A 12,299-nucleotide genomic window follows, 5' to 3' on the forward strand; every position below is an offset into this window, starting at 1 on the left:
ACCCTATTTGGTATAATCTTCTAATGTTTTGTTCTCCAAAACTTTTAAGGTATTATCTCTCACTTCTATCATAAGACTGTGTACAGCGCAAGCATCTTCATCTGGGCAATCATCACACTTTTCATAAAAGTTAAGACTTACACAAGGTAACATTGCGATAGGCCCTTCCAAGACTCTAATAATAGAGGCCATTATGATTTCTTTTGGTTCTTTGATCAAATAATAGCCTCCACCTTTTCCTTTTTTGGACCCTAAAAATCCATTCTTTCTAAGGGTTAACAATATACTTTCTAAAAACTTTTGAGAAATATTTTCACTTTGAGCGATTTCTGATATTTGCACAGGATGATCACATTTCTTCCTGGCTATATAGGTAAGCGCTTTTAATCCGTATTTTGTTTTCTTTGAAAGCATATTTTTATCATTTGGCAGGTAGAAACACCTCTGCCATCATGCATCTTGCACTTCCTCCTCCTAGAGTTTCGATCATATTCAAATCACTATGAAGAATTTCGCAATGTTTTTTGATACTCTCGATTTGAGATTCGGTTAGACTATTATACGCCGCAGATGACATTACAAGATAACGTTTCTCATTGGAACCTACAACTTGAAGCATATTGCCCGCAAAATTATTAAGCTGTTCTTCTGTGATTGCTATAATTTCTTTACCTGTTTCTTTTAGATGATCAATCAGGTTTTTTCGTTCTTTTTTATCATCAATACAATCTAAACATACCACTGCAAAGGTCTCTCCTACTCCCATCATTACATTGGTGTGATAGATAGGCAATCTCTTTCCATCTACAGTTTGATAAGCTGTAAAAGCTACTGGTGTATATTCAAAATCCTCGCAGAACTCGATAAACAGGCTTTCATCGGCTCTGGGAGAGAGTGCGCAATACGCTTTTCTGTGTACGCGATCCAAAACCAAGCTTCCTGTCCCTTCAAGAAAAACCTCTTCTTCTTCAGCGCTAGTGTAGTCTACTACATTTTTTATCTCGAATCCAGAAGCTTCAATTTCGTCAAGGATCTCTGGTCTTCGTTCTCTTCTTCTGTTTACTGCAAACATTGGGTATAAACCGATGTCTCCATTTTCATGAAAGGACACCCAATTATTAGGAAAAATAGAATCCGGAGTATCATTCTTGGGATCATCATCAATTACAATTACACGAACTCCTACTTCTTTCAATCTACCTACAAACCCATCAAATTCTTGTTGAGCTTTCGAGTTTGCATCTTCTTTGGCTACTCCTGCATCTTCTTGATAATAATTATTTACGGCAGTTTGCTCATTCATCCTAAACTGTACAGGACGAATCATTACAATTGTATTTGTTACTTGTTTCATATCAAAAACCATAGTGCATTCCTACACCTTCAAAAATTTTTAATTATAATTTGCTTAATCTCTAATCAATGGCATTGTAGAACAACGTAATAGCCCTTCCTGCTTTGCTATTTCTGCATAAGGCACTTCTTCTACAGTAATATTTTGTTTTCTTAGCCAGGCATTCAATCTCGTAAAGTTCTTTTCAGAAATCACCACATCTTCGGCAATAGAAAAGATGTTAGAATTCATATAGTACATCTCTGTTTTATCTATATGAAAGAGATTGTCTTTACCGTAAAAATCTAATAAAAACTCATAATCCAAGGGATCTCGAAACCCTTCTTTGTGTATGATCGCTTTATTATGACCTACAGGCTGAAAACAGCAATCCAAATGTAACGCATTATCTTTGGGATCTTGCATAGATTTATTCAAGTCAAATGCTTTTACCTTCTTATCTGGAAAAAGAGAGGCAATGTACTCTACTCCTTTCATGTTTGTACGAGCAACAATACAATCCGGATAATCTTCTCCTAGGTAAGTGCCAATAAAAATATAGTCATTATGTGCCATAATATCCCCTCCTTCAAAGTGAATATCTTCTGAAGGTGCTTTAAATACTTTGTTGGGATCAATTTCTGCTATTACATGTTCGATAGCTTTTATTTCCTTTTCTCTATCCGGTAAAATATTAGACTTAATGAACTTATCTTCAATAACCAAAGCGATATCTCTTGCAAAAATTTGGTTGTAATCCTCGATAATTTCTGGTCGGTATACTTTTACTTCATATTTCTTCAGCACTTTGGCCACTGCTTCCATCTCCAAAACCATATCCGATTCCTTCGGATAGGTTCCTGCTTTGATGTGTTCTATTGACTTTGGATCGTAAGCGTCTTCAATTTTAGGTACTGGACCATTGCTTGCTGCAGTTCCTAATACCACTGCCCGAAGTCGTGATGTCTCGTTTTGTATATTTAATTTCAACAATGTTAGTTTTTAAGTGTAAATGTTTGAGTAGTTACGCAAATATATAAATAGACAATTTTATGACGCTGGTTTTGTATGAAAAAGTAACCTTCAAATTGTTATGTTTTTTTGTAGCAGCTTTTCTACGCTTTTAAATAACCAAAAAAGGCGCTGAACTATTCAGCGCCTTTTTTTAAAATATGGTATAATTCCTTAATTATCTTTCAGAAACCGCTTTAAAAGCTCTGTGATTCTCTCCGATATATATTTGTCTTGGTCTTCCGATTGGTTCTTTACGAAGTCTCATTTCTCTCCATTGAGCAATCCATCCTGGTAATCTTCCTAAAGCAAACATTACTGTAAACATTTCGGTAGGTATACCCAATGCTCTATAAATGATTCCTGAATAAAAATCAACATTAGGATATAACTTTCTTTGTACAAAGTATTCATCTTTCAATGCTACGTCTGCCAATCCTTTTGCTATATCTAATACAGGATCTTCGATTCCTAGATCTCCTAATACTTCCTCTGCAGACTTTTTAATGATCTTTGCACGAGGATCGAAGTTTTTATATACTCTGTGACCAAATCCCATCAAACGGAATGGATCATTTTTATCTTTAGCTTTTGCGATATATTTTGCAGTATCACCACCATCTGCTTTGATCGCTTCTAACATTTCGATAACCGCCTGGTTAGCTCCCCCGTGAAGTGGTCCCCACAATGCAGAAATACCTGCAGATAAAGAAGCAAATAATCCAGCATGAGATGATCCTACGATTCTCACGGTAGAAGTAGAACAGTTTTGCTCGTGATCGGCATGTAAGATCAATAACTTATCCAAAGCGTCATTTACAATTCTATTTGCTTCGTACGCCTGGTTCGGTCTTGCAAACATCATTTTATGTAAATTCTCTACGTACCCCAAAGAATTATCTCCATAATCTAGAGGAAGGCTTTTTCTTTTTCTCATTGTCCAAGCCGCAAGCACAGGAAACTTTGCTAAGATCTTAACAATAGCGCCATACATCTCTTCTTCAGAATCCACATCAACAGATCCAGGATTAAATGCAATCAAAGCACTTGTCAAAGAAGACAATACTCCCATTGGGTGAGCGCTTTTAGGAAATCCATCTAGAATTTTCTTCATGTCTTCATCCACATGAGATTCTTCTTTGATATCCTTATCAAATTTTTCCAGTTGAGCTGCTGTTGGAAGTTCTCCAAAAATCAACAAATAAGCTACTTCAAGAAAGTCTGCTTTTTCGGCAAGTTCTTCGATAGAATATCCTCGGTAGCGTAAGATTCCTTTTTCTCCATCCAGGAAGGTGATTGCACTCTCGCAACTACCTGTATTTTTATATCCAGGATCAATCGTTGTTACTCCTCCTGTCGCTCCTCTGAGTGCCTTGATATCTATTCCTAATTCATTCTCCGTTCCTTTAATAATTGGGAACTCATATTTATTACCGTCGATTTCTAACGTAGCTATTTTTGACATATGATTATTTAGAATTTTGCTATTACATTAAGGGCTGCTAAATTACGAAATATAGTGTTAATATGTTATTAATCGTTACATGATTTTTACCCTTACAAACTATTTTCAAAATTATTCGCAATAAAAAAAGGACTATTCAAAAAATAGTCCTTTTTTTTAGCATAAAGATTAATCTAGCGTTTAACTTTAAAAGCTTTTTCTTTCGGATAGTAGGCCACACTTCCTAACTCTTCTTCTATACGAAGTAGTTGATTGTATTTTGCCATTCTATCACTTCTAGAAGCTGATCCTGTTTTGATCTGTCCCGTATTTAAGGCTACAGCCAAATCTGCAATGGTATTATCTTCTGTTTCTCCAGAACGGTGAGACATTACTGATGTATACCCTGCATTATGTGCCATATTTACAGCTGCAATAGTCTCTGTAAGTGTTCCTATTTGATTTACCTTGATCAAAATTGAATTTGCAGTATTGTTTTCAATTCCTCGAGATAATCGCTCTACATTGGTTACAAACAAATCATCACCTACTAATTGTACTTTGTCCCCTACTTTGTCAGTAAGATATTTCCATCCTTCCCAGTCATTTTCATCCATACCATCTTCGATAGAAATAATAGGATATTTTGAAGCTAACTCAGCAAGGTAATCTGCTTGTTCTTCACTAGAACGAACTACTCCTGTATCTCCTTCAAATTTGGTGTAATCATACTTTCCATCCACATAGAATTCTGCAGAAGCACAATCCAAAGCGATCATGATTTCATCTCCAAACTTGTATCCTGCTTTTTCTACGGCTAGTTTGATAGAATCTAGAGCATCTTCTGTTCCGTCTAATGTAGGAGCAAATCCTCCTTCATCTCCAACAGCTGTACTCAAACCTCTATCGTGTAGTACTTTTTTCAGATTATGGAAAATCTCGGTTCCCATCTGCATCGCTTCAGTAAAATTTTTAGCTTTTACCGGCATTACCATAAACTCTTGAAAAGCTATTGGAGCATCACTATGAGAACCTCCATTGATAATATTCATCATTGGAACAGGTAGTGTATTGGCATTAACTCCTCCTACATATCGATATAATGGAATATTTAATTCATTGGCAGCAGCCTTTGCAGCAGCCAAAGAAACTCCTAAAATAGCATTTGCACCTAGTTTTGATTTATTTGGAGTTCCATCAAGTTCGATCATTCTCTGGTCTAACAAGTTTTGATCAAACACCGAGTACCCTAATAATTCTTCAGCGATTACTGTATTTACATTTTCTACAGCCTTAAGTACTCCTTTCCCCATATAATTATCACCTCCATCTCTCAACTCTACTGCCTCATGTTCTCCCGTAGATGCTCCCGAAGGAACAGCTGCTCTTCCTAACACACCATTTTCGGTAATCACATCAACTTCAACTGTTGGATTACCACGAGAATCAAGAATTTGTCTAGCGTGAATATTAATAATTACACTCATTGTTTTATTTATTTTGTTGGATAATTTTAATTCTTCGCAATATACGAAACCGGTATGTTCTGACCCCTTTAAAAAAGTGCTAATTTCCTACCAAAAACGTAATACGTTAACGAAGTTATCAACTATAACGTTGTAGGTTAAGACATTATCAAAACCGGTAGTATACGATTCAATATTTGTATTGATTTATACGGCCAATTTTGCCTTTTTGATATTTTCTATAAACTCATCGAATAAGTAAACAGAATCATTTGGTCCTGGACTAGCTTCTGGGTGGTACTGTACTGAAAAACAGTTTTTATTCTTCAGTTTAATTCCCATTACCGTATCATCGTTAAGGTGAATATGAGTCATCTCTATATCTGGATGTTTTTCGGTATCTTCTTTACTCACCACAAACCCATGGTTTTGAGAAGTAATTTCTCCTTTACCAGTTACCAAATTTTTAACCGGGTGGTTGATCCCTCTGTGTCCATTATGCATTTTGTAAGTACCAATTCCATTGGCCAAAGCGATTACCTGGTGTCCCAAGCATATTCCGAATAATGGTAAATCTCTTTCAATAATTTCTTTGGCTGTAGAAATCGCTTCTTTTAAAGGTTGTGGATCCCCAGGCCCGTTGGATAAAAAGAATCCATCTGGTCCCCATTCATTCATCTCCTCAAAAGAGGCATTGTAAGGAAACACTTTGATATACGCATCTCTCTGTGCAAGGTTACGTAGTATATTTTTCTTAATCCCGATATCAAGCGCCGAAATTTTGTAGGTAGCATTAGGATCTCCGTAGAAATATGGTTCTTTGGTAGATACTTGAGATGCCAGCTCTAATCCATTCATATCTGGAACTGCTGCAAGCTCTTTCTTTAATTTATCTATGTCTTCTGTTTCTGTAGAAATAACAGCATTCATGGCTCCATTATCTCTGATATAGCTCACCAATGCTCTGGTATCTACATCCGAAATCGCTAATAAATTATGTTGCTCTAAAAACTCCTGTAAAGATCTGTCTGCTTTTACTCTAGAATATTCGTAACTAAAATTCTTTACAATCAGTCCAGCAATCTTAATAGAATCAGATTCTATTTCCTGATCATTAGTTCCGTAATTACCTATATGCGCATTGGTAGTCACCATAAGCTGACCATAGTACGAAGGATCTGTAAAAATTTCCTGATACCCAGTCATACCGGTGTTAAAACATACTTCACCAAATGCAGTCCCTTCTCTCCCTACAGCTTTGCCGTAAAAAATGGTACCATCTGCTAATAAAAGAATTGCTTTTTTTCGAGATTGATATTTCATTATTTATAATTATTTCTATTGAGAAAACTTTTTCAAAATTATTTAAAAAAAAGGATAAACGCCAAACGTTTATCCTTTTGTTATTATGTGTTATTCACACTCTTCATTTATTCTTCTTCAGAATTAGTAACTTCTGGCGCTGGTGCCGCTGGTGCACTTGCTTTTCCTCTTCTACTTCTTCTTGTTGATTTCTTCTTAGCAGGTTTACCAGCATTGTATAGCTCGTTGTAATCTACTAATTCGATCATTGCCATATCGGCGTTATCTCCAAGACGATTTCCTAACTTGATAATTCTAGTATATCCTCCTGGTCTATCACCTATCTTGTTTGCAACATCTCCAAACAACTCTGCTACAGCCTCTTTACTTCTAAGTCTGCTAAAAACAACTCTTCTGTTGTGAGTCGACTCTACAGTAGTTGTGTTGTTTTCTGCTTTAGACTTGGTCACTAAAGGCTCAATAAACTGCTTAAGCGCTTTTGCTTTTGCTACAGTCGTATTGATTCTTTTGTGCTCTATTAGAGAGCAAGCCATGTTTGCAAGCATCGCCTTGCGATGTGCAGTCTTTCTTCCTAGGTGATTTACTTTTTTTCCGTGTCTCATGACATTTTTGTTTAATCATCATCTTGCTCTACCCGCTATGAGGAGCAAAATATGATAGATTACTTAATCTTTATCTAATTTGTATTTTGAAAGATCCATTCCAAAGTTAAGCCCTTTAACATTTACAAGCTCTTCAAGCTCAGTTAAAGATTTCTTACCAAAGTTACGGAACTTCATTAAATCGTTCTTGTTGTAAGATACCAAGTCTCCTAGTGTATCTACTTCTGCAGCTTTCAAACAGTTTAACGCACGAACTGAAAGGTCCATGTCGATAAGTTTTGTTTTCAATAACTGTCTCATATGAAGCGATTCTTCATCATACGTTTCAGTTTGTGCAATCTCATCAGCCTCTAATGTAATACGCTCATCAGAGAATAACATGAAGTGATGGATTAATATTTTTGCTGCTTCTGTTAAGGCATCCTTTGGATGAATAGAACCATCAGTAACGATTTCGAAAACTAATTTTTCATAATCGGTCTTTTGCTCTACACGATAGTTTTCGATACTATACTTTACATTCTTGATCGGAGTGTAAATAGAATCGGTAAAAATCGTTCCAATAGGAGCGTTAGCTTTTTTATTTTCTTCAGCAGGTACGTAACCTCTACCTTTTTCAATAGTAATTTCAAGGTTTAACGCTACCTTCTTATCCATATTACAGATCACCAATTCTGGGTTTAATACCTGGAATCCTGAAATGAATTTTTGGAAGTCTCCAGCAGTAAGCTGCTCTTGACCAGAAATAGAAATAGTCACAGACTCATTATCTATATCTTCAATCTGACGCTTAAAACGTACTTGTTTAAGATTTAGGATGATTTCGGTAACATCTTCTACCACCCCAGAAATAGTTGAGAACTCGTGATCTACTCCTTCGATTCTAAGAGAAGTTATAGCGAATCCCTCTAAAGAAGATAGCAAAACTCTTCGTAAAGCGTTACCAACTGTCAATCCGTACCCAGGTTCTAATGGTCTAAATTCAAATTTACCATCGAACTCTGTAGAGTCGATCATGATAACTTTATCGGGCTTCTGAAAATTTAATATTGCCATGTTATTGTTTCTTCTTTAGCGTTATTACTTAGAGTATAATTCGACGATGAATTGCTCATTGATATTTTCCGGAATTTGAACTCTTGCCGGAACTGATACGAAAGATCCTTCTTTTGTATCGTTATTGAAAGTAATCCACTCATATACCTTGCTATTGTTAGCCAATGAATTCTGGATTACTTCTAATGATTTTGATTTTTCTCTTACTCCAACAACATCTCCAGCTTTTAACTGATACGAAGGAATGTTTACTAACTCTCCGTTTACAGTAATATGTCTGTGAGAAACTAATTGTCTTGCTCCTCTTCTAGAGTTAGCAAGTCCCATTCTAAACACTACATTGTCTAAACGAGATTCACAAAGTTGAAGTAATACCTCACCCGTAATACCTTGAGCACGGGTTGCTTTTTCGAACATGTTACGGAATTGACGCTCTAAAATACCATAAGTGTATTTTGCTTTCTGCTTTTCCATTAACTGGATAGCGTATTCACTTTTCTTTCCTCTACGCCTGTTGTTTCCGTGTTGCCCAGGAGGGTAATTTCTTTTTCGAATGACTTATCGTCTCCGAAGATCGCTTCACCAAATTTACGAGCGATTTTAGTTTTTGGACCAGTATATCTTGCCATTATTAATAAATTAGTTATTGAGGTGATTATGAATTAAGGTCACTTTCCTTCGATAATCAATTTTCCTCAAATTAGATTACTTACTTAGTTATAATTAAAAAGAGAACCCAAGCATATGCTCGGGAAAAAATTATACTCTACGTCTTTTAGGAGGACGACAACCATTATGCGGCATTGGCGTTACATCGATAATTTCTGATACCTCGATACCTGAATTATGGATAGAACGTATTGCAGACTCTCTTCCGTTACCTGGACCTTTTACGTAAACTTTTACTTTTTTAAGTCCAGCCTCGATAGCTACTTTTGCTGCATCTTCTGCTGCCAATTGCGCTGCGTAAGGCGTGTTTTTCTTAGATCCTCTGAATCCCATTTTACCGGCAGAAGACCAAGAGATTACATCTCCTTTTTTATTGGTCAACGAAATAATAATATTGTTGAAAGAAGCTGTAACGTGAGCTTCACCTACAGATTCTACTATTACTTTACGTTTTTTTGAAGTTGACTTTGCCATACTACTTATTATTTAGTTGCCTTTTTCTTGTTTGCAACTGTTTTTCTTCTTCCTTTACGTGTTCTTGAATTGTTCTTAGTGCGTTGTCCTCTAAGTGGCAAACCAGCTCTATGACGAATACCTCTGTAACATCCTATATCCATAAGACGTTTGATATTCAACTGAACTTCTGAACGTAATTCTCCTTCGATGGTATAGGCTCCTACAGCTTCACGGATACGACCAATTTGATCATCATCCCAATCAGAAACTTTTATACTTTCATCTACTTTGGCAGTAGCTAAAATTTCTTTAGCTCTACTTCTACCGATTCCGAAGATATAGGTTAATGCTATAACTCCTCGCTTTTGTTTAGGTATATCTACCCCTGCAATTCTTGCCATAATTACCCTTGTCTTTGTTTAAATCTAGGATTCTTTTTATTAATTACGTAAAGTCGGCCTTTTCTACGCACAATCTTGCACTCGGCACTTCTCTTTTTTAATGATGCTCTTACTTTCATCTGTTATTTCTTAAGTTTTTCAACTGTCAGATTATATGCTTCGACAACTGAGATAATTGTTTTTAAAAAACCAACAATCTCAATCCTGTCGGTTTCCTCTATTGTTTATTTCATATTCCTGAAAAACAGGATATCATCTATAGAGATATTTATTTATTTTTTCAGCGTGCAAAATTACGGAAAAAAATTAAATAACAATATCTTCTAAAATTAGTATCTGTATGTGATACGAGCTTTTGTCAAATCGTATGGACTCATTTCTAGCTTTACCTTATCTCCAGGCAACAACTTAATGTAGTGCATTCGCATCTTTCCAGAGATATGAGCAGTTACTACATGACCGTTTTCTAGCTCTACACGAAACATTGCATTTGACAATGCTTCTATGATACTTCCATCTTGTTCTATTGCTGGTTGTTTTGCCATTATGCTACTGCTTTTCTGTTTTTACCAGATTTCATCAATCCGTCGTAATGTCTATTCAATAAGTACGAATTTACCTGTTGCATTGTATCTATCGCTACACCTACCATAATAAGTAAAGAAGTACCTCCAAAGAACAACGCCCATCCTGCTTGCACATTAAGCAATTTTACCGCTATAGCAGGAAAAATAGCTATAAGTGCCAAGAATATAGAACCAGGCAATGTAATTTGAGACATAATCTTATCCAAGTACTCGGCTGTTTCACTTCCTGGTCGAATTCCAGGAATAAATCCACCACTACGTTTAAGATCGTCTGCCATTTTATTTGTTGGCACTGTAATCGCTGTATAGAAATAGGTAAATACAATAATCAACAACGCAAATACAATGTTATACCATAGTCCAAAAATATCACTAAAAGCAGCAGTAATACCCTGAGCAGTCTCAGACTCTGAAAGACTTCCAGCAATCAAACCAGGAACAAACATAATTGCTTGTGCGAAAATGATTGGCATTACTCCAGATGCATTTAACTTTAACGGGATGTACTGACGAGATCCAAAAACATTTTTCTCGTATCCTCCACTTGCTGTTCTTCTAGCATATTGCACAGGAACTTGTCGGACCGCCATCACCAATAGCACTGAAGCCAATATGATCACAAACCAGATTACCAATTCGATCAATACCATAATCATTCCTCCTCCGTCTCCAGAAACTCTTGAGAAGAAGTTTTGTACAAAAGACTGAGGTAATGTAGCAATGATACCTACCATAATTAATAATGAAATACCATTACCAATACCCTTGTCTGTTATCTTCTCTCCTAACCACATAGCGAAAATACATCCTGTAGTAAGAATGATTACAGATGACACAACAAAAATTGTTTGATTTGGAATAACAAATGCCTCTGCAGGAAGTTGTGCAAAAAGATTGTAAATATACCCAGGTCCCTGTACCAATGTAATGGCAATTGTTAACCAACGTGTTATCTGATTAATCTTTTTACGACCACTTTCTCCCTCTTTTTGAAGCTTTTGTAAATACGGTATCGCTATTCCCATCAGCTGCACTACAATAGATGCAGAAATGTAAGGCATAATACCCAAAGCAAATACCGATGCATTTGCAAACGCACCTCCTGTGAAGGCATTTAATAACCCTAATAGCCCATCCTGAGCTTGGGTACTAAGATTTGCAAGTTGTGCAGCATCTACACCAGGTAATACTACCTGAGCTCCAAAACGATATACCAAAAGTAAGCCTAGAGTGACTAAAATTCTATTCTTTAGCTCCTCTATTTTCCAAATATTTTTTATTGTATCGATGAATTTCATGAATTGTTTATTATAAGGTTACTGCTTCACCACCAGCAGCTTCAATAGCAGCTTTTGCAGTGGCTGTAAATTTGTGAGCTGAGACTTTCAATTTCGCCTTCAATTCACCTCTTCCCAGTATTTTCACCAAATCATTCTTTCTAGCTAAACGAGTTGCCAAGATCACGTCAAGATCTACAGTATCTTTTATCTTTCCTTCGTCTACTAATTTTTGTAGCGTGTCAAGATTGATTCCTTGATACTCTTTTCTGTTGATGTTCTTGAAACCGAACTTAGGCACACGTCTTTGAAGTGGCATTTGTCCACCTTCAAAACCAATTTTTCTAGAATATCCAGAACGTGACTTTGCTCCTTTATGTCCACGAGTAGAAGTTCCTCCTTTTCCAGAACCTTGTCCACGACCTACTCGCTTACTGTTATTTTTTACCGAACCTGCAGCAGGTTTTAAGTTACTTAAATCCATGTGCTTATATTATTTTGTTTCTACTGAAACTAAATGTTTAACTTTATTTACCATCCCAAGGATATTAGGAGTATCATCATGCTCCACTACCTGGCCGATCTTTTTAAGCCCTAGAGCCTCTAGAGTTCTTTTCTGTCTCTGAGTACGATTAATCGCGCTCTTTACTTTAGTAATTTTAATCTTTGCCATC

Annotated in this window: 15 protein-coding genes and 1 pseudogene; all 16 read right to left on the reverse strand. The window is 36.2% G+C overall.

Annotated features, from left to right (window positions below; genetic code table 11):
- Window positions 1-3 precede the first annotated feature (3 nt).
- Entirely contained in the window at window positions 4-414 is a 411-nt protein-coding gene (locus AC0L3Q_RS19445; protein ID WP_073316900.1) for an RrF2 family transcriptional regulator, read from the reverse strand.
- Between the two features lie 7 nt (window positions 415-421).
- Window positions 422-1,354, reverse strand: a complete 933-nt coding sequence (gene ctlX, locus AC0L3Q_RS19450) for a citrulline utilization hydrolase CtlX (protein WP_473282144.1) — start codon at window positions 1,352-1,354, stop codon at window positions 422-424.
- A gap of 54 nt (window positions 1,355-1,408) precedes the next feature.
- Complete coding sequence (locus AC0L3Q_RS19455; protein ID WP_473282146.1) at window positions 1,409-2,326, reverse strand: dimethylarginine dimethylaminohydrolase family protein; 918 nt, start codon at window positions 2,324-2,326, stop codon at window positions 1,409-1,411.
- Window positions 2,327-2,522: 196 nt separating this feature from the next.
- On the reverse strand, window positions 2,523-3,809 hold the full coding sequence (locus AC0L3Q_RS19460) for a citrate synthase (RefSeq protein ID WP_473282148.1): 1,287 nt from the start codon (window positions 3,807-3,809) through the stop codon (window positions 2,523-2,525).
- Window positions 3,810-3,982: 173 nt separating this feature from the next.
- The gene (gene eno / locus AC0L3Q_RS19465) at window positions 3,983-5,275 is read right to left on the reverse strand and encodes a phosphopyruvate hydratase (RefSeq protein WP_473282150.1); all 1,293 of its coding nucleotides are present in this window, start codon (window positions 5,273-5,275) and stop codon (window positions 3,983-3,985) included.
- 186 nt (window positions 5,276-5,461) lie between these two features.
- Complete coding sequence (gene carA, locus AC0L3Q_RS19470; protein ID WP_473282152.1) at window positions 5,462-6,577, reverse strand: glutamine-hydrolyzing carbamoyl-phosphate synthase small subunit; 1,116 nt, start codon at window positions 6,575-6,577, stop codon at window positions 5,462-5,464.
- A gap of 107 nt (window positions 6,578-6,684) precedes the next feature.
- A complete protein-coding gene (gene rplQ / locus AC0L3Q_RS19475; protein WP_473282154.1) occupies window positions 6,685-7,179 on the reverse strand; it encodes a 50S ribosomal protein L17 in 495 nt (164 codons plus the stop codon).
- Window positions 7,180-7,242: 63 nt separating this feature from the next.
- Window positions 7,243-8,235, reverse strand: coding sequence for a DNA-directed RNA polymerase subunit alpha (locus AC0L3Q_RS19480; RefSeq protein WP_073316888.1), 993 nt, complete (start codon window positions 8,233-8,235; stop codon window positions 7,243-7,245).
- A gap of 24 nt (window positions 8,236-8,259) precedes the next feature.
- A pseudogene (gene rpsD / locus AC0L3Q_RS19485) lies at window positions 8,260-8,864 on the reverse strand (30S ribosomal protein S4).
- A gap of 130 nt (window positions 8,865-8,994) precedes the next feature.
- Window positions 8,995-9,378, reverse strand: a complete 384-nt coding sequence (rpsK, locus tag AC0L3Q_RS19490; protein WP_073316875.1) for a 30S ribosomal protein S11 — start codon at window positions 9,376-9,378, stop codon at window positions 8,995-8,997.
- 8 nt (window positions 9,379-9,386) lie between these two features.
- Window positions 9,387-9,761, reverse strand: a complete 375-nt coding sequence (gene rpsM / locus AC0L3Q_RS19495) for a 30S ribosomal protein S13 (protein ID WP_073316874.1) — start codon at window positions 9,759-9,761, stop codon at window positions 9,387-9,389.
- A gap of 2 nt (window positions 9,762-9,763) precedes the next feature.
- Window positions 9,764-9,880 carry a type B 50S ribosomal protein L36 gene (gene ykgO, locus AC0L3Q_RS19500; RefSeq protein ID WP_073316873.1) on the reverse strand — a complete coding sequence of 39 codons (117 nt, stop codon included), beginning with the start codon at window positions 9,878-9,880 and terminating at the stop codon, window positions 9,764-9,766.
- Between the two features lie 210 nt (window positions 9,881-10,090).
- Entirely contained in the window at window positions 10,091-10,306 is a 216-nt protein-coding gene (gene infA, locus AC0L3Q_RS19505) for a translation initiation factor IF-1 (protein ID WP_008613577.1), read from the reverse strand.
- Entirely contained in the window at window positions 10,306-11,646 is a 1,341-nt protein-coding gene (secY, locus tag AC0L3Q_RS19510) for a preprotein translocase subunit SecY (RefSeq protein ID WP_473282158.1), read from the reverse strand. Before secY ends, infA begins: the two co-directional genes overlap by 1 nt.
- Window positions 11,647-11,656: 10 nt before the next feature.
- Window positions 11,657-12,109, reverse strand: a complete 453-nt coding sequence (rplO, locus tag AC0L3Q_RS19515) for a 50S ribosomal protein L15 (RefSeq protein ID WP_473282160.1) — start codon at window positions 12,107-12,109, stop codon at window positions 11,657-11,659.
- Between the two features lie 9 nt (window positions 12,110-12,118).
- Window positions 12,119-12,298 (reverse strand): 50S ribosomal protein L30, encoded by a 180-nt coding sequence (gene rpmD, locus AC0L3Q_RS19520; protein ID WP_027392536.1) that lies wholly within the window; start codon window positions 12,296-12,298, stop codon window positions 12,119-12,121.
- Window position 12,299 lies beyond the last annotated feature (1 nt).

It is taken from the genome of Aquimarina sp. KJ22-3 (genome assembly GCF_055808215.1).

What these genes read in the sequence shown, in the direction of transcription:
- ctlX (WP_473282144.1), bottom strand. Translation starts at nt 1,354, where the DNA reads ATGAAACAAGTAACAAATACAATTGTAATGATTCGTCCTGTACAGTTT.
- eno (WP_473282150.1), bottom strand. Translation starts at nt 5,275, where the DNA reads ATGAGTGTAATTATTAATATTCACGCTAGACAAATTCTTGATTCTCGT.
- AC0L3Q_RS19480 (WP_073316888.1), bottom strand. Translation starts at nt 8,235, where the DNA reads ATGGCAATATTAAATTTTCAGAAGCCCGATAAAGTTATCATGATCGAC.
- rpmD (WP_027392536.1), bottom strand. Translation starts at nt 12,298, where the DNA reads ATGGCAAAGATTAAAATTACTAAAGTAAAGAGCGCGATTAATCGTACT.
- AC0L3Q_RS19460 (WP_473282148.1), bottom strand. Translation starts at nt 3,809, where the DNA reads ATGTCAAAAATAGCTACGTTAGAAATCGACGGTAATAAATATGAGTTC.
- rpsM (WP_073316874.1), bottom strand. Translation starts at nt 9,761, where the DNA reads ATGGCAAGAATTGCAGGGGTAGATATACCTAAACAAAAGCGAGGAGTT.
- rplO (WP_473282160.1), bottom strand. Translation starts at nt 12,109, where the DNA reads ATGGATTTAAGTAACTTAAAACCTGCTGCAGGTTCGGTAAAAAATAAC.
- ykgO (WP_073316873.1), bottom strand. Translation starts at nt 9,880, where the DNA reads ATGAAAGTAAGAGCATCATTAAAAAAGAGAAGTGCCGAGTGCAAGATT.
- carA (WP_473282152.1), bottom strand. Translation starts at nt 6,577, where the DNA reads ATGAAATATCAATCTCGAAAAAAAGCAATTCTTTTATTAGCAGATGGT.
- rpsK (WP_073316875.1), bottom strand. Translation starts at nt 9,378, where the DNA reads ATGGCAAAGTCAACTTCAAAAAAACGTAAAGTAATAGTAGAATCTGTA.
- infA (WP_008613577.1), bottom strand. Translation starts at nt 10,306, where the DNA reads ATGGCAAAACAACCAGCAATAGAACAAGATGGAAGTATCATAGAAGCA.
- secY (WP_473282158.1), bottom strand. Translation starts at nt 11,646, where the DNA reads ATGAAATTCATCGATACAATAAAAAATATTTGGAAAATAGAGGAGCTA.
- rplQ (WP_473282154.1), bottom strand. Translation starts at nt 7,179, where the DNA reads ATGAGACACGGAAAAAAAGTAAATCACCTAGGAAGAAAGACTGCACAT.
- AC0L3Q_RS19445 (WP_073316900.1), bottom strand. Translation starts at nt 414, where the DNA reads ATGCTTTCAAAGAAAACAAAATACGGATTAAAAGCGCTTACCTATATA.